A 20,105-nucleotide genomic window follows, 5' to 3' on the forward strand; every position below is an offset into this window, starting at 1 on the left:
GTTATCGGACTGAGCTGATCGTGACCGAAACGGCCCCCATGATCGCCCGCGCTCGGCTGCCGGCCGGCCGGACCGGCGGCGCCCGCTCGTCGCCGGCTCAGCCCGCGAACTGCTCGACCGCCTTCACCACCTGGCCCGCCCCGTCCTCCATGGCGATGCGGCGGGCCGCGGCCGCGGCGGCCGCACGGTACGACCGCTCCCGTACGGCACGGACCAGCGCGTCGGCGAGGCGCGACGCCGTCAGAGCCTTGAACGCGACCGGCGCGGTCGCCGCGCCCAGCGCCGCCAGCCGGCCCGCCCAGAAGGGCTGATCCGCCGTCACGGGCACCGGCACGGACGGCACCCCGGCACGCAGGGCCGCCGCGGAGGTGCCCGCCCCCGCGTGGTGGACCACCGCGGCCGTCCCGGGGAACAGCAGGGCGTGCGGCAGCTCCCCGACGGTGAGGACGCCGTCGCCGTCCGCCGACATCCCGGCCCGGCCGGACTGGAGGATGCCGCGCAGACCGGCCCGTCGCAGCGCCGCCGCCGCAAGCTCGCCCAGCCGCTCGCCCTCACCGGCCGCCATACTGCCGAAGCCGATCAGGACCGGTGGCGGGCCGGCCGCCAGGAAGTCCTCGACGGCGGCCGGCAGCGCACGGGCCGGGTCGTGGTGCGGCCACCAGTTGCCGACGACCTCCAGCCCCTCGCGCCAGTCGGCGGGACGCGGCAGCAGCGTTGGGCTGAACCCGTACAGCACCGTCCTGCCCTCCGCCTGGTGACGGTGACGCAGCTCCTTCCCCGACAACGGCGACAGCCCGAGCCGGCCGCGCAGCTCCGCCTCGGCGGCAGCGAAGATCCGGTCGACCATCGAGAGCGCCATCCGGCCCGCCGCCCGGTTGCCCCAGCCTCCCAGCGAACGGGCACCGCCGACCGGCGGGGGGAAGCATCGCGTCGGCTCGTTCGGCTGCAGACGCACGTCGAGGAAGGGAATCTCCCCGGCTTCGGCGATGTGCCGGGCCAGCGGAGCCGTCGTGGTCGACGCCAGCAGCATCTCCGTACCGTCGGGCACGGCATCGACGAGCCCGGGACCGAGCGTCTTCACGGACTCGGCGGCCACGCGCATCAGCTCCCGCCTGCCCACGGCACGCCGCCCCTGGCCCTGCATGTCTCCCGGCAGCCGCCGGAACTCCAGCCCCGCGTCCCGGACGAGCCCGGCGAACGGATCGTGTGCCGCGAGCGCGACCTGGTGGCCGGCGTCCCGCAGCCGTACACCCAGTCCCGTGTACGGGGCGACATCGCCGTACGAACCGGCCGTGGTGATCAGGATCTTCATCGGTCTCCTTCGGAAGGGGCCCGGCGGGCGGCATTGGCCCGGACCGCGCTCCGCAGATACGCGGCGAGCCCGGGCCGCTGCTGGGACGGCGGAACGACGAGGGCGAACGCGCGCGGACTGGCGGCGAAGTCGTCGGCGATGCGCAGGTGCATGTCCGGCGGGCACGGGGTGAACCAACGCGCGATGTGCTGCCGGTGGTCCTCGGCGAGCTGACGCGCCCGCTCTCCGTCGGCCGGCTCGCCGTCGTCGAATGCGGCCAGCAGATCCTTCCGCCAGGCCGCCGCCTCGCCCATGAGCCGCGCCCAGTCCTCCTTGGTATGGGCGGCGGCGCTCGCCATGGCCCGCCGGTGTCCCTCGCTGTCCCGCCACTTCAGCCCGGCCTCGGTGGCGTAGCTCAGATCGAAGGAGATCTCGCCGAACACGTCGAAGCGCTCCTGCGGCGTCAGCCGCACACCGGTCTGCTGGACCTCCATCGCGTGCTCCGCGACCTCCATCAGCCGCCGCAGCTTCTCGATCTGCTCACCCAGCACCCGGTGCCTGGCTCGCAGCTGCTCCAGGACGTCGGCCTCGGGGTCCTGGAGTATCGCCGCGATTTCGTCGAGAGAGAAGCCGAGTTCCCGGTAGAAGAGGATCTGCTGGAGCCTGGCCAGATCGGCGTCGCTGTACAGGCGGTAGCCCGCGGCACTGCGCTCGGTGGGAGAGAGCAGCCCCGTCCGGTCGTAGTGGTGGAGCGTGCGGACCGTGATCCCGGCGAATCCGGAGACCTGGCCGACGGAGTAGCTCATGGACCTGCCTTTCGTCGCGTTACAGGGTGAAGCCTGACGTCGCGTGAGGGTCAAGCGGGGACCGCGGCCCGGACACGTCGCACACCAGCGTTCAAGACGAGGGCAGCGACAGGGCACAAGCTGGGAGGGCACGTACCGCACACCGCGTTCACGGACAGGAACCACCGATGACCGACCAGCACTCGACCGAAGACACGAGCACAGACGCGAACGCAGGCGCGGACCCGGACGCGGACCCGGACGCGAACGCAGGCTCGAACCCGGACGCCGACCCGGACGCGGACCCGGACGCGAACGCAGGCTCGAACCCGGACGCCGACCCGGACGCGGACGCAGGCGGGAACGCAGACGTGAGCGAGGAGGTGACCTCGGATGTGACCGAGGATGTCCGCCTCGCCGTCTACGAGGGCTTCGCCCGCACCGGACGCGCCCCGCACACAGCTGCCCTCGCCGCAGCCACAGGACACGGCCCCGCCGCGGTACGGCAGGCACTGCGGCCCTGCACGAGCACCGTGACCTCGTCCTGGACGATCCGGCGGCCTCCGACGGCGCACGGGTCGTCATGGCGCACCCCTTCGTCTCGGTCCCGCTCGGCTTCTCCGTCATGGGCACCCGCACCCTGTGGTGGGGCGGCTGCGCCTGGGACTCCTTCGCCCTGCCGCACCTGCTGACCGACGAACCCGATGTCCTCGTCGCCACCCGCTGCCCCGCCTGCGACACCCCCCACGCCTGGGTCGTCGGACGCGACGCCCCGCCGCCCGGGGACCAGGTGGCCCACTTCCTCGTCCCCGCCCACCACGCCTGGGACGACGTCGTCCACACCTGCCGCAACCAGCGGCTGTTCTGCTCCACCGGCTGTGTCGACGACCGGCTGGAGCGGACCGGCCGAACACCCGGCTACGTCATGGACCTCGGAACCCTCTGGCGGCTGGCCCGTGGCTGGTACGCGGGACGCCTCGACCGCGGCTACCGGCGCCGCGATCCGTCCTCCGCCGCCGCCTGTTTCGCGGAGGTGGGCCTGCACGGACCCTTCTGGGGACTCTGAGGGCCCGGCCGGAGCGACGCCGGTGTGCGGCCGGCCAACCGGCGGGCGGTGCGCGTGAGATGGGCCTGGTCCGCGAAGCCCGCGAGCGCCGCCGCCCGCGCCGGCGGCGCGTACGGCAGCGCCGCCACCGCGGTCCGCAGCCGCTGCCAGCGTCGCAGGGTGCCCAGCGGAATGCCCACTTCCGCCCGTACGAGCGTGCGCAGCCGTGAGGGGGAGAGCGACACCTCCCGCGCCACGTCCCCGAGCTCGTCGTGCCCGGCGCAGGCGCGCACGGCGTGGGCGACGCGCGGGTCCACCTCGCCCCCGGCACACCAGGGCAGCGCGGTCAGCGCATCCTGGAGCGCATCGAGGTCCAGCTGTTCGCCGAGCGCGTCGCGCAGGCGTCGCACGGTCGACGGCTCCAGCGGTACGGGTCCGGCCGCGCCGGGTCCGTACCGTACGCACCAGGGGTCCAGGAACACGGCGGCGAAGGCCGACGACGCCGCGCACGCGTGCTCGAACTGCGGCGGCACCAGCATCCCCGTGCCGCGGTCGGGCAGCACGACCTTCCACGCCGGGTGGCTGTGCCGGGACACCGCCGAGGCGCCGGACTCGGCGAACACGGTGATCCCGGGCCCGCCCGCGAAGTCGAGCACACGGTCGTTCTGTTCAATACGCCATGCCTGCCGCGCCCCGAACATCGCCCCATGTCCTCCTTGTCCTCCTCCGTGCCTCTCGCACTCGCCATCTTCCTGTGCCTCACGGGCATCGCGCACTTCGCCGTACCTCGCTACTTCCGTACGCTCGTGCCGCGATGGCTACCGGCTCCCGGTGCGCTCGTCGCCGTTACCGGGGTGTTGGAACTGGCGGCGGCCGCCCTGGTGGCGGTGCCCGGTACGCGCGCGGCGGGCGGCTGGACGGCGGCGGCGCTCATCGCCGTCTTCCTCACGCCCCACGTCGATGCCGTACGCCACGCCCGCCCCGACCGGCCGAGGCTGCTGGACCGGCCCGCGGGCGTGGCACTGCGGATCGTGGTCAACCTCGGCCATCTCGCCTGGGCGGTCGCGGTCGCCCGCACCGCGTGAGGCTGACGGGCCGGCCGTGGTTTCGAGTGCGATCTGCTGCTCGCCCGGCACTACGGCCGTACCGCTCCCTACGCCCCCGCGTCCGCCAGCCGCTCCCTCGCCTCCGCGAGGTCGTCCTCGATCGGAGCGTCGTCCTGGCTCAACCGCAGCCGCCAGTACCTGGCGAAGTCGACCGACCGCTTGTCGAGGCCCCGTTCGTCGACGAGGTGGCGGCGCAGGGCGCGGACCGCGCCCGCCTCGCCGCCCAGCCACGCGTACACCGACCCCGTAGGGAACTGAGCCGCGCGGACCGCCTCGACCAGCGGCCCGCCGGTTCCGGCAGGACGTCCGCCCCGGTGGAGCCAGTGGACGGTCACGTCGCCCTCCGTCGCGAAACGCTGCTCCTCGGCCGCGTCGGCCACCTCCGCGTACACAAGGGCGCGGGTGCCCGCCGGCAGCCACTCCAGCAGGGTGCCGATCGCAGGCAACGCCGCCTCGTCGCCGGCCAGCAGCAACCAGTCCGCCGTGCCGAGTTCGACGGGCTCGGCGAAGTAGACGGAAGGGCCGAACATGCCGAGCGTGTCGCCGCGGCGGGCGGACTCCGCCCAGCGTGTCGCGGGCCCCGCGTCGCTGTGCAGCACGAGGTCGATGTCGATCGTCCCCCGCCGGGTGTCGCACGCCCGGACCGTGTAGCTGCGCATCCACGGCCGTTCGTCCGCCGGGATCTCGTTGTAGGCGGCGTACCAGCGCATCACATCGCCGTCCCCGCCCGCGCCCGCGTCCGGCGCGGGCAGTCGCGGCACCCGCTGCCCGGGCCGTGGGAAGTGCAGCTTCACCTGCTGGTCGGGCGAAGCCAGGGTGAAGCCCGTGAGGTCCGGGCCGGCGAAGGTGATGCGCGCCAGGTGCGGGGTGAGTCGGCGCACGCCCGTGACCTGGATGAACCGGACCGGAATCGGGTGCTGCATCAGGACTCCGAGAAGAGGGAGGGGCTGAGAACCCGACCGTCCCAGCCGCCACCGACACGGCCCCGACACGCCGCCTGCGCGCCTGCGGCATGACCGACGACACGACGGCGAGCGATCCGGGAGCGCGGGGGGCATGATCGCGATGCCGGCCGAAGAGGACCGCCCGTCCGGCGCCGCGCCTCTTCCAGGTTCTTGTAACGCGTTCTACTCTGTGCCGCCGCAGGGAGCGGAAGCGTGAGACGCCTGGAGGGGCCGTGCACCTCGAATACACGCCGGAACAGCACCAGTTGCGCGCCGAGCTGCGTGCGTACTTCGACGGACTCGTACCGGACAACGCCTACGCCCGCTACGCCGACCCCGCCGCCCAGAAGCGCTTCTACCGGGATACGATCCGCCGGCTCGGCACCGACGGCTGGCTCGGCGTCGGCTGGCCCAAGGAGTACGGCGGCCGCGGACTGAGCCCCATGGAGCAGTTCATCTTCTTCGACGAGGCGGCCCAGGCCGGCGTGCCGCTGCCGCTGATGGCGCTCAACACCGTCGGCCCGACGATCATGCAGTACGGCACCGACGAGCAGAAGGCGTACTTCCTGCCGAAGATCCTCTCCGGTGAGATCGACTTCGCGATCGGCTACAGCGAGCCGGACGCCGGCACCGACCTCGCCGCACTCAGGACCCGTGCCGTGCGCGAAGGCGACGAGTATGTCGTCAACGGCCAGAAGATCTGGACGACCAACGGCGACACCGCCGACTGGGTGTGGCTCGCCGTCCGCACCGACCCTGACGCCCCGCCGCACAAGGGCATCACCATGCTGCTCGTGCCGACCTCCGACCCGGGCTACTCCTGCACGGTCATCAACACCCTCGCCTCCCACGACACCACCGCCAGCTACTACGAGAACATCCGCGTCCCCGTCTCCCGCCGTGTCGGCGAGGAGAACAAGGGCTGGCGGCTTATCACCAACCAGCTCAACCACGAGCGTGTCACCCTCGCCGCGCACGGCACCATGGCCATCCGCGCCCTCCACAACGTCCAGCGCTGGGCCGCCGGGACCAAGCTCTCCGACGGGCGCCGCGTCATCGACCTCGGCTGGGTACGCGGCCGGCTCGCCCGCACCCACACCAAGCTCGATGCGATGAAGCTGCTCAACTGGCAGATGGTGAACGCCGTCCAGGAGGGCACCCTCACCCCGCAGGACGCCTCCGCCGTCAAGGTCTACGGTTCCGAGGCGCGCCGCGACGCCTACGCCTGGCTGATGGAGGTCGTCGGCGCCGCCGGACCGCTCAAGGAGGGCTCGGCAGGCGCGGTCCTCCACGGCGAACTGGAACGCGGCTACCGCTCCGCCGTTATCTTCACCTTCGGCGGCGGCAACAACGAGATCCAGCGCGAGATCATCTCCTGGATCGGGCTCGGGATGCCACGGGTACGGCGTTGACCGCGTGTGACTTTGCTCCACTCCCCGCGGTCGGGCCCTTGTCGGTTGCCGCGGGGTGTGTACACCAGAACGGCCATTCCGGCGCGCAGATGACGGCGCCGATGATGTCGTAGCAACGAACGGCAACGCGCGCTTCTCGGCCGCCTTGTGGCCGGCGAGCATGCCGGAGCCTGGGAGTCGGGTGATCGGCGTTGTGCGGTACTGCGGGGGCATCTCCTCGGGCCGGACAGGGCCCACGCGCCCTGACGAAGGTTGGGGTTCGCCGTTGCCTTTCGTTCGATGAGTCCGATGTCGCAGGGAACTTAGCGTCGCTGCATGATCTCGCTCAGGGAACGACTCACCCGACTCCGCGGCGGCAAGGCAGCGGTCGGCCATCGCATGACCGGAACCCGTCGTGCTTCGATCGCCGCCGTGCTCGCGCTCGGCCTGTCGATGCCGCTGGCAGGGGAGGGGGTGGCCGACATCGTGCCGCCCCCACAGCCTGTCCAGGCGCCGGAATCCGACCGGGCTCCCGCCGGCCGGCTCGAACTGCTGCGCCCGACCGGGTCGTACGCGGTCGGACGCGACTTGCTGCACCTCGTCGACAACGACCGCCGGGACCCATGGATGCCTCAGGCGGGCGCGCGTGAGCTCATGCTGTCGATGTACTATCCGGCACGGCCCGGCATCGGCGACTCGGCGCCGTACATCGCGACCGGAGAGGCCCGGCTGCTACTGGAGGGCGTCGGGCGGGACGAAGCGATACCAGCGAGGACGGTCAGCGCGACCCGGACCCATGTGCGAGCCGCCGCCCGCCCCCTGCCGGGCAGGTTTCCGCTGGTGGTGCTCTCGCCCGGCTTCACCCTGCCCCGCGCCACGCTCTCCGGTCTCGCCGGGGATCTGGCCAGTCGCGGATACGTCGTCGCGACGGTCGATCACGCCTACGAGTCCTTCGGCACGCTTTACCCGGGCGGGCGGATGCTCACCTGTGCCGCCTGCGAACAGGTCGACGCCGGCGGCAACGCCGGATACAAGGCAGCCGCCGAAGGCAGGGCCAAGGACATCACCTTCGTCCTGGACCGGCTGACAGGCCATCACCCGTCATGGCGGCACGCCCGGATGATCGACCCGCGTCGGGTAGGAGCGGCCGGCCACTCCATCGGCGGCAACAGCGCCGCGCAGACCATGGTCACCGATCAGAGGGTACGGGCCGGGGCGAACCTGGACGGATCCTTCTTCGCCCCGGTGCCTGCCTCTGGTCTCGACGGCCGGCCGTTCCTGATGCTCGGGACGAAAGCCGGTCACAGCCCAGGTTCCGGCAGCCCGGCCTGGGACGGCGACTGGGCGCGCCTGGACGGCTGGAAACGATGGCTGACCGTGGCCGGCTCCGGGCACTTCTCCTTCATCGACCTGCCGGTGCTCGGTGAACAGCTGGGGCTGTCCGATCCCTCGGCACCTCTGCCGGGACGGCGTTCCGGGGAGATCACCCGAGACTACGTCGGAGCCTTCTTCGATCTGCACCTGCGCGGCATTCGGCAGCCCCTGCTCGACGGACCCTCGTCGGCCAACCCGGAGGTCGAGTTCCAGCAGCCCTGAGCCGGAATCACAAGGCGGCGCAGGGGCCACGCATGGCGAAGGGGGGCGTGCCGCGGTGCTCATGCAGGGCGCGGACGCGCTGCTCGCCGTCCCGGCCACGACGAGCATGGGCCCGACGCCTTCGCGTTCGGGGCGTCGAAGAGCGCAAGCCGGTTCCTGCCCTGGTGAGGTCGATGCCTGTTCAAGCGACGGCGATGGTCGTGCCGAAAGGGTGCCCCGCATGTGTGCGTTCGCGTGAGCGCGGGGCACCCCTGTCGATCCGGTTGGAGGGTCAGTTCCCCTCGGTTTCGAAGGTGCGCAGCAAATCGGCGGCGACGCTCACGGCAATGGTCGCGGGTTCCTTGCCGGTGATGTCGGCCAGCCCGATCGGGGTCTTGATCCGATCGATGATGGCCTCGTCGTGACCGCCCTCGGTGGCGAGGCGTTTGCGGAACCGCCCCCACTTGGCCGCCGACCCGATCAGCCCGATGGAGCCGAGATGGGTTGTGCGCAAGGCGGCGTCGCACAGAGCGGCGTCCTCGGCGTGATCATGGGTCATGATCAGGATGTGGGTGCCGCGCGGCAAGTCCGCCAGCACCTCCTCGGGCAGCAGTGGCGTGTGGTGCACGTGCACCTGCGCCACCGAGTCCGCCAGCACGTCGAGCCGCTCCTCGGTGAGGATGTCGGAGCGGCTGTCGATCAGATGGAGGTCGAGGTCCTGACGTGCCAGGATGCGCGCCAGTTCCAGCCCGACGTGCCCGACGCCGAAGACCGCCACCGCCCTTACCACCGGCAGTGGTTCGAGCAGCACAGAGACCGTGCCGCCGCAGCACTGCACGCCATGCCGGTTGGTCACCTTGTCGTTCAGGGCGAAGTCGATCAGCTCCGGCTCCGGCTTGAACGCGGCGATCATCTCCCGGGCCCGATCGATCGCGACGGCCTCGACATTGCCGCCACCGATCGAGCCCCACGTCTCGGTCTGCCCCACAACGAGTTTCGCACCGGCGTCGCGGGGGGCATGGCCGCGCACGGTCGCGACGGTCACCAGCACGCCGGACTCCCGGCGTGCTCGCAGCCGTGCGACCGCGGCGACCCACGTCATGTCAGGCACCGCTCAGCGCTTCTGTATCGGTCCGGATCTTGCCGTTGGCGGCGTGCCCGCTGGCCGCGAGCCCGTTTCCGGCGTGGCCGTCGACAGCCACGCCGTTGCCGGCGTAACCGTTCGGGGAGGCATCGGCCTGGCGAGCCGCCTGGATCGCCCAGAACACCGCCTCCGGCGTCGCGGGCGAAGCCAACGCGACGCTGACCCCGCTCGGCCCGAACGCGGCGGCGGCCTGCCGCAGCGCTTCGCGCACGCAGAACGCCAGCATCAGCGGAGGCTCACCCACCGCCTTGGACCCGTATACCGCGCCTTCTTCGGTGGCGTTCTCCATAAGCGTGACGTTGAACTCCTCGGGCATCTCCGAGAAGCTCGGCAGCTTGTAGGTGCTCGCGGCCTGGGTCAGCAGTCGGCCGCGGTTCGGCCCGTCACTGACGTCCCAGCGCAGGTCCTCGAGCGTCAGCCAGCCCGCGCCCTGCACGAAACCGCCCTCGACCTGGCCGATGTCGATCATCGGGGACAGGCTGTCGCCGACATCGTGCACGATGTCCACCCGCCGGATGCGGTACGCGCCGGTGAAGCCGTCCACCTCCACCTCGGCCGCGGCGACGCCATAGGAGAAGTACTTGAACGGCGAGCCCCTGAACGTCTTCGCGTCCCAGTGCAGACCCTCGGTCCGGTAGAAACCGGCCGCCGACAGCTGAACCCGCTGGAAGTACGCGGTGCGCACCAGGTCGTTCCAGGCCAGCTCCTTGTCGCTGCCCAGGGTGCGCGCGACGCCCTCGACGATGCGCACGTCCGAGGGGTTCGAACCCAGCTGACCGGCGGCCACCTGCAGCAGCCGCGCGCGCAACTGCTCGCAGGCGTTCTTCACTGCCGCACCGTTGAGGTCCGCCCCGGAACTGGCGGCGGTGGCAGAGGTGTTGGGCACCTTGTCGGTCCGCGTCGGGGCCAGCCGCACCTTGTGCAGAGGGACGCCCAGCGTGGTCGCGGCCACCTGCAGCATCTTGGTGTGCAGGCCCTGGCCCATCTCCGTGCCGCCGTGGTTGATCAGGACGGAGCCGTCCTTGTAGATCAGCACCAGTGCGCCGGCCTGGTTGAAGGCGGTGAGGTTGAACGAGATGCCGAACTTGATGCCGGTGATCGCAAGTGCCCGCTTGGTGTTCGGGTGCGCGGCGTTGAATGCGGCGATCTCGCGCCTGCAGTCGGCGATGCCGCCGTTGTCCTGAACCTGCTGCCAGATGGCGGAGATCCGTTCCGGCTGAGTGACCGGCTGGCCGTACGGCGTCGACTGACCATGACCCGGCTGGTAGAAGTTGCGCTCCCGCAGCTCCATCGGATCCAGGCCGAGCAGCGGCGCGCACCGGCCCAGGATGTCCTCGATCACCAGCATGCCCTGCGGTCCGCCGAAGCCGCGGAAGGCCGTGTTGGAGACCTTGTTGGTCTTGGCGATGCGCCCGGCGACGCGAGCGTTGGGAATCCAGTAGGTGTTGTCGATGTGGCACAGCGCACGGGCCACCACCGGCTCGGACAGGTCCAGGCTCCAGCCGCCGTCCGCGGTCAGGGTGGCGTCCAGGGCCTGGATGCGGCCGTCGGCGTCGAAGCCGATCTTCCACTCGGCGTGGAAGCCGTGCCGCTTGCCGGACATGGTCAGGTCCTGAGTCCGGTTGAGCCGCAATCGAACCGGCCGGCCGGTCAGCTTTGCGCCGAGCGCGGCGACGGCCGCGAAGCCGTGCGGCTGCATCTCCTTGCCGCCGAAGCCGCCGCCCATCCGCAGGCACTGCACGGTCACCTCGTGGCTGTGCAGACCGAGGACGTGCGCGACGATTTCCTGGGTCTCCGAGGGATGCTGGGTGCTGCTCTGGATGAACACCTGCTCGGCCTCGTCGATGTAGGCCAGCGCCGCGTGCGTCTCCAGGTAGAAGTGTTCCTGATCGGAGAACTGGAACTCGCCGGTGAACACGTGAGCGGAATCGGCGAAGCCGGCGTCGATGTCGCCGGTCACCATCACGGGCCGGGCGCCGTGGAAGCTCTCGGCCGCGATCGCGTCCTGCAGCGTGATCAGGGAGGGCTGTTCGTCGAGTTCCACCTCGACGGCCGCCGCACCGAGCCGGGCCGCCTCCAGGGTCTCGGCGAGCACCCAGGCGACCGCGTGACCGTGGAACATGACCTCGTCGGGGAACAGCGGCTCGTCATGCTTCATCCCGGCGTCGTTGACGCCGGGCACGTCGGCACCGGTCAGCACGCGGACCACACCGGGCACGGCGAGCGCGGGCTCGGTACGCAGCGCGGTGATCCTGCCGTGGGCCTTCATCACCTGGACCGGGTAGGCGTGCAGCACGTCCTTGGTGCGCTGGACCAGGTCGTCGGTGTAGAGCGCGGTGCCGGTGACGTGCTGGAAGGCACTCTCATGCGGCATCGAGACGCCGACGGCGGGCTTCTCGGGACGCTCGGACAGATGACTCATGACGACACCGCCTCGGTGGTCTGTGCGTGCAGCTTCAGCAGGCTCTGGCCGAGCATCGCGGAACGGTAGAGGGAGCTGGCGCGGTGATCGTCCATGGGCGTGCCCTCGCCCCGCAGCACCCGGGCCGCGGCCTCGACGGTCTCCGCCGACCACCGCTTGCCCTCCAGGGCCGCCTCGGTGGCGAGCGCGCGGATCGGGGTGGCGGCCACGCCGCCCAGGCCGATGCGTGCCTTGCGGACGATCCCGTCCTCGATGTCGAGCGCGAAAGCGACCGCCACGCTGGAGATGTCGTCGAAGCGCCGCTTGGCGATCTTGTGGAAGGCCGTGACCGGCGACAGCGGCAGCGGGATGCGCACCGCGCGGATCAGCTCGCCGGGACGGAGCACGCTCTGCCGGTAGCCGGTGAAGTAGTCCGCCAGCGGGACCTCGCGCTCACCGTCGGCGTCGGCGAGCACCACCGATGCCTCCAGCGCGAGCAGCGCCGGCGGGCTGTCACCGATGGGGGAGCCGGTACCCAGGTTGCCGCCGAGGGTCGCACCGTTGCGGATGAGCCGGGAGGCGAACTGCGGGAACAGCTCCGCCAGCAGCGGGACGGCGCCGTCGAGGCGGCGTTCGATCTCGGTGAGCGTCACCGCCGCCCCGATCTCGATGTGGTCGGATTCGACGCGCAGCTCCCGGAGTTCGGGCAGCCGGTCGACGGCGACCACGCAATCCGCCCGACGGGCACGGATGTTCACCTCCACGCCCCAGTCGGTGGAGCCGGCGACCACCACCGCATCGGGCCGTTCGCGCAGCAACTGCAGCGTTTCGGCCAGGGTGCTCTTCCGCAGGAACACGCTGTCGTCCTGGGCGTATTCGGTGGCGACCGGTGCGGGCGGGGACTGCTCGCGACGCTGCGCCAGCGGGTCCTCGTCGGTGGGCGCACCGACGGCGAACGCGGCATCGCGAATCGGGCGGTAACCGGTGCAGCGGCACAGGTTCCCGCTCAGCGCGTGCAGATCGAAACCGTTCGGGCCGTGCTCGGCGTCGGCGGTGTCGGCCGAATCCGCGTCAGACTCCGCATCCGTGTGTGCGCAGCGGTCGGGCCGGTAGTACTCGGCGGCCATGCTGCAGATGAAGCCCGGTGTGCAGTAACCGCATTGGGAGCCGCCGCGGACCGCCATCTCCTCCTGCACCGGGTGCAGGGTGGGCGCCGTACCGGGTTCGCCGGCGGTGGCGAGACCTTCGGAGGTGATGACCTCCTGACCGTCGAGCGCCGCGACCGGGACCAGACAGGCGTTGACCGCCACCCAGTCGGTGGGCTTGTTCACCCCGGGACGGGCCACCAGGACCGAACAGGCGCCGCATTCACCCTCGGCGCAGCCCTCCTTGGTGCCGGTGAGGCCACGCTCGCGCAGAAAGTCCAGCACCGTGGTGTGGGGCGCAGCCGGTGAGATCGATGTTTCTTTCCCGTTGACCGTGATCCGCGCCGCTACCATGACAGGCCTTCGTTTCGGTGCGCGATGGGTCGATTCATCATGTTCGCCAATTTCAGGCAGCTTTCTGTGTTCAGACGCGCCACGTACGAGGAGCGGGCGCAATACGGCACGCAACAGCGACGTGCCGGGAGGTGGTGACGGGAAACCCGGAATGTGCCCCGGACGGGCACATCAGAACGGCGTGCTCAGCAGCCGTGCGCGATTCGACCCGGAACCCAGACCATGCGGTGGGCGAGGCGACCGAGATCGGAGTAGGTGTACATCCGCTGGTCGCCTCCTTTCGGTAGTCATGGGTCGACGTCTACCGGAAAGTAGTGGCCGGGGCCACAGAGGTCAAGAGGTTGACCCCTGTCTCTCGAGAACCGATCGGTTTGTAGGCTGGGGCGCCACCGCCGACGGGTCGAGCGTCCGGCGTGGCGTCATCCAGCAGCGCGTGGAAGGCCCGGCGGGCCCTGGCGTGGTCGTCCAGGACGGACTGCCGGTCCAGTGCGGAACAATCGCCCATGCCGTAGCACCGCCTGGTGGACGGCCCGCAGTCCCCGTTCCGCAGGAGCCCGGCGGCCACGTCCGGCCCGGCCGACCGGATCGAGGAGACCGTCCTCGCAGCACTCCGTCGCGCCGGCGAGCGCCTTCCACAGCGCCTCGACGCTGGGTGCCCCGTCCGGCCGGCCCTGCTCATCCCGGTACAGACGGCAGGACACGCCGACCGGTGCCCCGGGCACCGCGAACGGGTCGACACCGCCGACGAGAACGGTCGGCGACCCGGTCATCCTCCATCGGACGGCCTCCGCTTCCTCCCGTACCTCGACCAACTCCACGTCTGCCACGCGCCCGTCGAGCGCGGCGGTGATCCGCTCCAGTGCGAGGGGGGCGTTCGGGCAGTCCGGCACGGTCAGCACGGTGATCCTCGTGACGTTCATGGGGCGACCGTAGACCTTCCAGCGCACTGGAAGGTCAAGCCGTACCCTGGCGGTATGCGCATCGGAGAGCTCGCCACGACGGCGGGGCTGTCGACGAAGACGATCCGCTTCTACGAACAGGCGGGTCTGCTGCCCGCACCCCCGCGCACCTCCGGCGGCTACCGGGACTACCCGGAACAGGCGGCCGCCCGGCTCTCCTTCGTCCGTGACGCCCAGGCCGCCGGGCTCACTCTCGCCGAGATCCGCTCGGTCCTCGCCCTGCGCGACAGCGGCCAGGCCCCGTGCGCCCGGGTCGGCACGCTCATCGAGCAGCACCTGGCCGACATCGAGCGCCGGATGACCGAGCTGCGCGAGGCCCGCGCCGCGCTGCGCGAGCTGGCCCGCCGGGCGGCTGTGACCGACCCGGACACGTGCACGGACGGCGACATCTGCACCATCCTGACCAAGCCGTGAACGTCTCCCGTGTGGCCCTGCACAGGTTCGCTCGCCCGCAGCGAGCGCCGGTACTCATCGGTTCCACCAACGCCGTTGGCCATGGGCGCTCGGAAAGACTGCTGTCATGCCCGAACCAGCCGCTCCGCAATCCAGTCCCCCCCCGACACGGACTGTTGGCAGACGCCCGGTGTGCGCGGGATCGGCGCCGGTTCGAGGCGGAGGCACGCTCCCTGCCGTGGGCGGGAGGGCGGCGTGACCTGTGGATGGCGATCACGCCGACACGGATCACCGGCCGACGGGGTGGTGAACCCACGCGGCCCTCACGACGCGCCGTCCGCTCCGGACTCGACGACGTGAACGTGTCGAGCGCTCTCCAAAGCCGGCTCAGAGAGTGCCGACTTGGCACTCTGACACACCTCGCGCCGGCCGTCGCTCCGCAGGGCCGCTCTGAGCACGTCAGTGGGGCCTCTCGGCCCATGTGCCCGGCCCGGCACGGGCGCAGCCTGGCGGTCTGGACAGGGCCGGCGGCCGGTCATCGGGGCCGCGGCTGGTGGGCGGCCAGCTGCCGGCGTGCCTGGTCGTAGGTGTCCGAGTCGATCTCGCCGGAGGCGAAGCGGCGGTCGAGAATCTCCTCGGGCGTCTCTCGCCAAGTCGCTGTGCGCTCGCGGCCGTCCCCGTTGCCGGAAGGATGGTGCGTGAGGCGTACGACCACCCAGACCACGAGGCCGATCAGCACGATCCACAGCAGGGGCATGAAGGCCATCCAGGCCCAGCCACCGCCGTTCCAGTACATCATCCTCGCCACCTTCCAGCGGACGCAGCCGAGCGCGTGGGGAGTCGCTCGTACAGCCACATTGACGCTGCCGTCCGCTCCGTACCAGGGCCCTTCGGGCCCACCCGGTGTCCCCTCGGCCCCCGTCACGTGCCGTGTACTCGGCCGAGGAGCTGCGCGGTACACGGTGGTGCCGCACGGCACGCCCTTCCGTCCACGTGGTCCGGGCCGGACCGCGATGACCGTCACGCTGCCTTGCCGGCGCGCGCCGGCCTCTGTGTGGCGGACCGCTTCGGAAACGCGCAGCGTGGGGAGCGAAGGGGGAGAGAGGTGAGCGACATGGACAGGCAGGATTCGACTCCGCGTGTCGTTGTGGGCGTCGACGGTTCGCCCTCGTCGCAGGCCGCCCTGCGGTGGGCCGTTCGGTATGCCGGTCTGATCGGGGCGACGGTGGACGCGGTGGCCGCGTTCGAGCTGCCAGGGGCACACGGATGGTCCGCTCCCGCGGTGGATGCCGACTTCGACGCGGGAATCGCGCGGGACGGCCTTGTCTCCGAGATCCGCGAGGTGCTCGGCGAGGAGGAAGGCGGGCGGGTGCGGGAGCACCTGGTACGGGGAAGCCCGGCCGAAGCGCTGCTGGAAGCGTCCGAAGGAGCGGAGCTGCTGGTCGTGGGCAGCCGGGGTCGAGGCGGGTTCGCCCGGACGCTGCTCGGCTCGGTGAGCCAGCAGTGCGCGCTCCATGCCACCTGTCCGGTCGTCATCGTCCGCCCGAATGTCGCTGTTGAAGGCGCTGCGTCCGGGACAGCGTGAGTCGCAGCCGGGTCGGTTCCGGGGTGCACGGCACGGTCGGCGCGTGGTGGCGCTGTCACGCGGCGGGCGCACCGCTCGCGGAAGGACCTGTGAGGGAGCAGTTCACTCCGACCACCCCGTCGACCGCGTGCGCGAGACGGGCCGCCACGGGGATCAGTGCGCTGTCGCGGACCTTGCCGGTGAGGGTGACCACTCCGTCGTTCACATCGACCTCGACGTCCCTGCGGGACACCGCGAAGAGCCTGTCCACGACTTCACTGCGTACGTCGGCCGCGATGGCATCGTCCGGGCGCAGGAAGACCTTCAGCAGGTCGGCGCGGCTGACGATGCCCTGCAGGATGCCGTCGGCGTCGACCACAGGCAGACGCTTGACCTGGTGCCGGGCCATGACACGGGCTGCCTGGGGGAGGCCGGCCCCGGCACGGATGGTCACCGCGGGTGTCGTCATGAGATCCCTGGCGCTGACCGCGCCGGCTCTGGCGGTGTCGTCCAGGCGCCGCATCTGCTCGATCATGCCCGGATCCCTGTCGTGCAGCTCCTCCTTGACCAGCAGATCCGCCTCGGAGACCACGCCGACGACGCGGCCTTCGCCTTCCAGCACAGGCATGGCCGTGACCTTCCACTGCTCCATGGTCGCGACGATCTCCTTGAACTGTGCATCCGGAGCGACGGCCACGACAGTCCTGGTCATCACGTCGTCCACGGTGTAGGGGCTGTGGTCCATGACGGGTCCCTCTTCGAGCATGGGTCGGTTCGGACATGGGCTGCCCTCAACCGTCCCCGCCAGCGTGGCCCCCAGCCCGCTGACCGCACAGGGCCTGACGGGCATACCGGACGGCCCGAACGGCCCGGCCCGGAGGACCTGGCCACGTTTCCAGCGTCACCACCCGGGCGCGGCGACAGCAGAGGCCGACGGTCCCGCGCACGGGCCGAACGGCCCTGGTCCTCCCCGGGCCGCCGGTCGGTTCTGCGACGGGACCACGGCAGGCCGCACTCACGACGACCAGAGCTCGTCCACTCCGAGGGGCCGGTACGACGCCGGATCGTTGTCATCGCAGCCGGCTTCTCGTGATGGGTGTCGGCGCTGTCGGGCGGTGGCGCAGCCCGGTCGACGGTCCCGGTTCGGGAGGCGTCGTAGGACGAGTACGCAGAGACTCGCCGCGGCACGCGGCAAACGCGGAGTCGGGGCTGCGCCCGCTGGGCCTGGTCGCGCTCAGCGATCCCCGAAGCCCGCCGCGACCGCGACGTCGGCTGCTTGCCGGGCGGCCGGCATCACCCGTGTGCTTCCGGACGGGCGGCTACCTGAATGGGGACCGCTTGGTCCTGCTGCCTCGGCGTCCATCTGCGTACCGTGCAGTTATGAGCTGCCGCTGCAGCCGACTGCTGCAGCGACACGCACGCAGACCGATGGAGGAGTCATGACGTCTGCCAGTGAAGTACTCCCGATCATGTTCGGCGTCGACGCCGTGGAACCGGCCGATGCGGCCCTGGCCTGGGCAACCGACGAAGCCGCCCGCCGCGGCGTGCCCCTCCAGCTGGTCCACGCCGTCCTGCCGGTGACCCACCGCGTACGCGGCGTCGAGGAGACGGCACACCACAAGGCCTTGCGCCAGCTGGGGGACGAGGCGCTCGACAAGGCGACGGTCCGTGCCCATGAGCGGCAACCGGGCCTTGAGGTGACGACTTTCCTCACGGACGCCAATCCGGCCCAGGCCCTGGCACGGCACTCCGCGCACGCGCGGTTGGTGGTCCTCGGCTCGCGTCGGCTGGGTCGGCTGGCGGAGGTGCTCAGTGCTGCCTCCACGGCAGTCCCGGTGAGTGCCAACGCCGCCTGTCCGGTGGTCGTCGTGCCGGAAGCCGAGCACGACGTGGAGGAGCCGCCGTACTTGGTGGTCGGGGTGGACGGCAGCCGGTCGGCCGATGTCGCCCTGGACCACGCCCTGGAGGCCGCTGCCTTGCGTGGTGCCTCCGTGCGTGCGGTGTGGGTGTGGCAGCGACCGCTATTGGGCTTTTTCGACGAGCAGGCCGCGCTCGAGTCGTCCCACAGGCAGCTGCATGAGGCGACGGCGGCGCGGGCCAGCGCTTACCGGGACGTTCCGCTGAGCCATGCCGTGCTGCGAGGTCACCCTGTTGAGGTCTTGGCCGAAGCCGCCGAGCATGCACTCGCCGTGGTCGTAGGCCGCCGGGGCCGGGAGGGCTTCACCGGCATGCGGCTGGGCTCGGTCCCCCATGGTCTGCTGCACAGGGCCGGCTGCCCCGTGGTCACCGTGCCCCTGCCCGCCGATGAGGGGCTCTGACACCGGACGGATCAAAGACGGGACCGATCTGAGACCGTGCCGAGCCGACTACCCCGACGGCCGGAAACGCGTGCCCGTCGCTCAGCGTCTCGGTACCGACGGCGGAAGACCGGGAACGTAGGCCGCCTGATCGGTGTGGGGTGCTCTTCACCGGCGCAAATGTCTCCCAGCTCCGGGGGCGGCTGCCGAGGCGACCCGCAGGCCATGCCGGGCGGGGCCGACTGGGGACCGTTGAGCCCTGGTCAGACCGCGCGCCGGGTGCTTCCATGGAATTGACGGAAAGGGTCCCTGAAAGGGACGCGGAGAAGCGGTCGGCGACCGTGCACCGCGCAATCAGGATCCGCGAGAAGCGGATGGGCCCTTTCCGTCGCTTGCCTTCCGGGCCGGTCCAGCCGGCGGGGATCAGCAGCTCCGACCAGCGGGGTTCGGGCGTACGGTCTGCCTGCGGCGGCTCGACGTCCAGGCGCGGCTGACGATGCCGATGAGCTTCCCGGCCTCGTCGATCGCGGGCTGTCGTTTCATCTTGCTGCGGCCACCCTGTTCTTCCGGCCCGGACGCGCACCTCAGGCACTTGATCGGACATGGGCGACAGCCGGAGTCGGAGTGGCCGCAGCCGTCAGCGAAGCGGTTCCTCGTGCTCACGAGCCTGAGTGGCGATGACGGCGGCCTGGACACGGCGTTCCACACCGAGCTTGGACAGCAGCCGCGAGATGTGGTTCTTGACGGTCTTCTCGGACAGGTAGAGCTTCTTGCCGATCTGTCGGTTGGTCAGCCCTTCGCCGATCAGATCGAGGACGGCGCGCTCCCTGTCCGTGAGCGCGGCCAGCCGTGCGTCCTCGGCCGGGTGGCCGTCCTCGGGAGTGCGCAGCGAACGCATCAGCCGCGCGGTCGTGGCGGGGTCGAGCATCGACTGACCGGTTGCCACGGTGCGTACGGCGGAGACCAGGTCGGTGCCCCTGATCTGCTTGAGTACGTATCCGGCGGCTCCAGCCATGATCGAGTCGAGCAGTGCGTCCTCGTCGTCGAAGGACGTCAGCATGAGGCAGGCGAGGTCCGGCACGTGGCAGCGCAGGTCGCGGCAGACGGTGATGCCGTCGCCGTCCGGGAGCCGGATGTCGAGGACCGCGACATGGGGGCGCAGCGCGGGTCCCCGGGCCAGGGCCTGCTCGGCTGTCCCCGCCTCACCGACCACCTCGATGTCGGATTCGGCGTCGAGCAGGTCGTGCAGGCCGCGGCGGACGACTTCGTGGTCGTCGAGGAGGAACACCCTGATGGGCGCTTCCGCCGAGAAGACGGGTGCCTCGGACATTGTCAGCCCCCTGCACGTCTCATGGTCACCCTGATCGTCTCCGCTTGAGGCAGCGGCGCAACAGGGCCGAACGGTCCCTGTCGCTCGCCTCACCGGCCTGTTGTCCCGGCCGGCCGAAGGAAACACTCGGCCTTCGAGGCGGACCGGATCACGACGTGCGTGTTGCGGGGGAGTTCAGGTCCAGGCGGATGTCCACCACGCCCTCGACCGCACGGACCGCCCTGGCCAGCAGGGGCACCAGAGCCCGGTCACGGAGATCCCCGCCCAGCGTCACCACACCGTCCGAAACGGAGACTTCCATCTGCGCGGCGGGCGGCAGGTCCTCGATCACGGTGCGCCGGATCTCGTCGGCGATGTCCTCGTCGGTCCGCAGGAACACTT

Annotated in this window: 19 protein-coding genes; 7 read left to right on the top strand and 12 right to left on the bottom strand. The window is 71.1% G+C overall.

The genetic code is table 11. The features are described from left to right. Positions 1-97: 97 nt before the first annotated feature. Both ACZ6ZQ_RS36180 and ACZ6ZQ_RS36185 read right to left on the bottom strand, forming a co-directional pair. Positions 98-1,312 (bottom strand): glycosyltransferase, encoded by a 1,215-nt coding sequence (locus ACZ6ZQ_RS36180; RefSeq protein WP_469772772.1) that lies wholly within the window; start codon positions 1,310-1,312, stop codon positions 98-100. After that, positions 1,309-2,097 (bottom strand): MerR family transcriptional regulator, encoded by a 789-nt coding sequence (locus ACZ6ZQ_RS36185; RefSeq protein ID WP_469772773.1) that lies wholly within the window; start codon positions 2,095-2,097, stop codon positions 1,309-1,311. Before ACZ6ZQ_RS36185 ends, ACZ6ZQ_RS36180 begins: the two co-directional genes overlap by 4 nt. A 562-nt stretch (positions 2,098-2,659) precedes the next feature. On the opposite strand from ACZ6ZQ_RS36185, the gene merB reads away from it, so the two are divergent. After that, entirely contained in the window at positions 2,660-3,142 is a 483-nt protein-coding gene (gene merB / locus ACZ6ZQ_RS36190) for an organomercurial lyase (RefSeq protein ID WP_469772774.1), read from the top strand. Here the strand turns inward: merB and ACZ6ZQ_RS36195 are convergent. Next, positions 3,064-3,822 (bottom strand): helix-turn-helix domain-containing protein, encoded by a 759-nt coding sequence (locus ACZ6ZQ_RS36195; RefSeq protein ID WP_469772775.1) that lies wholly within the window; start codon positions 3,820-3,822, stop codon positions 3,064-3,066. The two genes, merB and ACZ6ZQ_RS36195, sit on opposite strands and share 79 nt — an antisense overlap. A gap of 6 nt (positions 3,823-3,828) precedes the next feature. Between ACZ6ZQ_RS36195 and ACZ6ZQ_RS36200 the strand changes: the two genes are divergently transcribed. Further along, positions 3,829-4,206, top strand: a complete 378-nt coding sequence (locus ACZ6ZQ_RS36200; protein ID WP_469772776.1) for a MauE/DoxX family redox-associated membrane protein — start codon at positions 3,829-3,831, stop codon at positions 4,204-4,206. Positions 4,207-4,274: 68 nt separating this feature from the next. Here ACZ6ZQ_RS36200 and ACZ6ZQ_RS36205 read toward each other — a convergent pair whose 3' ends face one another. Beyond that, a complete protein-coding gene (locus tag ACZ6ZQ_RS36205) occupies positions 4,275-5,150 on the bottom strand; it encodes a siderophore-interacting protein (RefSeq protein WP_469772777.1) in 876 nt (291 codons plus the stop codon). Between the two features lie 254 nt (positions 5,151-5,404). Between ACZ6ZQ_RS36205 and ACZ6ZQ_RS36210 the strand changes: the two genes are divergently transcribed. Next, on the top strand, positions 5,405-6,583 hold the full coding sequence (locus ACZ6ZQ_RS36210) for an acyl-CoA dehydrogenase family protein (protein WP_469772778.1): 1,179 nt from the start codon (positions 5,405-5,407) through the stop codon (positions 6,581-6,583). 378 nt (positions 6,584-6,961) lie between these two features. Further along, on the top strand, positions 6,962-8,158 hold the full coding sequence (locus ACZ6ZQ_RS36215; RefSeq protein WP_469772791.1) for an alpha/beta hydrolase family protein: 1,197 nt from the start codon (positions 6,962-6,964) through the stop codon (positions 8,156-8,158). A gap of 271 nt (positions 8,159-8,429) precedes the next feature. On the opposite strand, the gene xdhC is transcribed toward ACZ6ZQ_RS36215, so the two are convergent. The 4 genes from xdhC to ACZ6ZQ_RS36235 form a co-directional block, all read right to left on the bottom strand. Then, positions 8,430-9,239: a xanthine dehydrogenase accessory protein XdhC gene (gene xdhC, locus ACZ6ZQ_RS36220; protein WP_469772779.1), complete on the bottom strand. Its 810-nt coding sequence runs from the start codon at positions 9,237-9,239 to the stop codon at positions 8,430-8,432. A 1-nt stretch (position 9,240) separates the two neighbouring features. Further along, positions 9,241-11,703, bottom strand: a complete 2,463-nt coding sequence (gene xdhB / locus ACZ6ZQ_RS36225; protein ID WP_469772780.1) for a xanthine dehydrogenase molybdopterin binding subunit — start codon at positions 11,701-11,703, stop codon at positions 9,241-9,243. Next, positions 11,700-13,181 (bottom strand): xanthine dehydrogenase small subunit, encoded by a 1,482-nt coding sequence (locus ACZ6ZQ_RS36230; RefSeq protein WP_469772781.1) that lies wholly within the window; start codon positions 13,179-13,181, stop codon positions 11,700-11,702. The genes xdhB and ACZ6ZQ_RS36230 overlap by 4 nt, the downstream gene beginning before the upstream one ends. 419 nt (positions 13,182-13,600) lie before the next feature. Then, positions 13,601-14,101 (bottom strand): hypothetical protein, encoded by a 501-nt coding sequence (locus ACZ6ZQ_RS36235; RefSeq protein ID WP_469772782.1) that lies wholly within the window; start codon positions 14,099-14,101, stop codon positions 13,601-13,603. A gap of 54 nt (positions 14,102-14,155) precedes the next feature. Between ACZ6ZQ_RS36235 and ACZ6ZQ_RS36240 the strand changes: the two genes are divergently transcribed. Further along, on the top strand, positions 14,156-14,554 hold the full coding sequence (locus ACZ6ZQ_RS36240) for a heavy metal-responsive transcriptional regulator (protein ID WP_469772783.1): 399 nt from the start codon (positions 14,156-14,158) through the stop codon (positions 14,552-14,554). Positions 14,555-15,068: 514 nt separating this feature from the next. Here ACZ6ZQ_RS36240 and ACZ6ZQ_RS36245 read toward each other — a convergent pair. Beyond that, positions 15,069-15,332: an SHOCT domain-containing protein gene (locus ACZ6ZQ_RS36245; RefSeq protein ID WP_469772784.1), complete on the bottom strand. Its 264-nt coding sequence runs from the start codon at positions 15,330-15,332 to the stop codon at positions 15,069-15,071. Between the two features lie 315 nt (positions 15,333-15,647). On the opposite strand from ACZ6ZQ_RS36245, the gene ACZ6ZQ_RS36250 reads away from it, so the two are divergent. After that, entirely contained in the window at positions 15,648-16,118 is a 471-nt protein-coding gene (locus ACZ6ZQ_RS36250) for a universal stress protein (protein ID WP_469772785.1), read from the top strand. Between the two features lie 55 nt (positions 16,119-16,173). On the opposite strand, the gene ACZ6ZQ_RS36255 is transcribed toward ACZ6ZQ_RS36250, so the two are convergent. After that, entirely contained in the window at positions 16,174-16,842 is a 669-nt protein-coding gene (locus ACZ6ZQ_RS36255; RefSeq protein WP_469772786.1) for a CBS domain-containing protein, read from the bottom strand. A 694-nt stretch (positions 16,843-17,536) separates the two neighbouring features. Between ACZ6ZQ_RS36255 and ACZ6ZQ_RS36260 the strand changes: the two genes are divergently transcribed. Beyond that, on the top strand, positions 17,537-18,415 hold the full coding sequence (locus ACZ6ZQ_RS36260; protein WP_469772787.1) for a universal stress protein: 879 nt from the start codon (positions 17,537-17,539) through the stop codon (positions 18,413-18,415). Between the two features lie 616 nt (positions 18,416-19,031). On the opposite strand, the gene ACZ6ZQ_RS36265 is transcribed toward ACZ6ZQ_RS36260, so the two are convergent. After that, positions 19,032-19,724: a response regulator gene (locus ACZ6ZQ_RS36265; RefSeq protein ID WP_469772788.1), complete on the bottom strand. Its 693-nt coding sequence runs from the start codon at positions 19,722-19,724 to the stop codon at positions 19,032-19,034. 148 nt (positions 19,725-19,872) lie between these two features. After that, on the bottom strand, positions 19,873-20,105 hold a 233-nt coding region (locus ACZ6ZQ_RS36270; RefSeq protein WP_469772789.1), incomplete at its 5' end, for a BON domain-containing protein.

It is taken from the genome of Streptomyces sp. NPDC053673, from assembly GCF_055585225.1.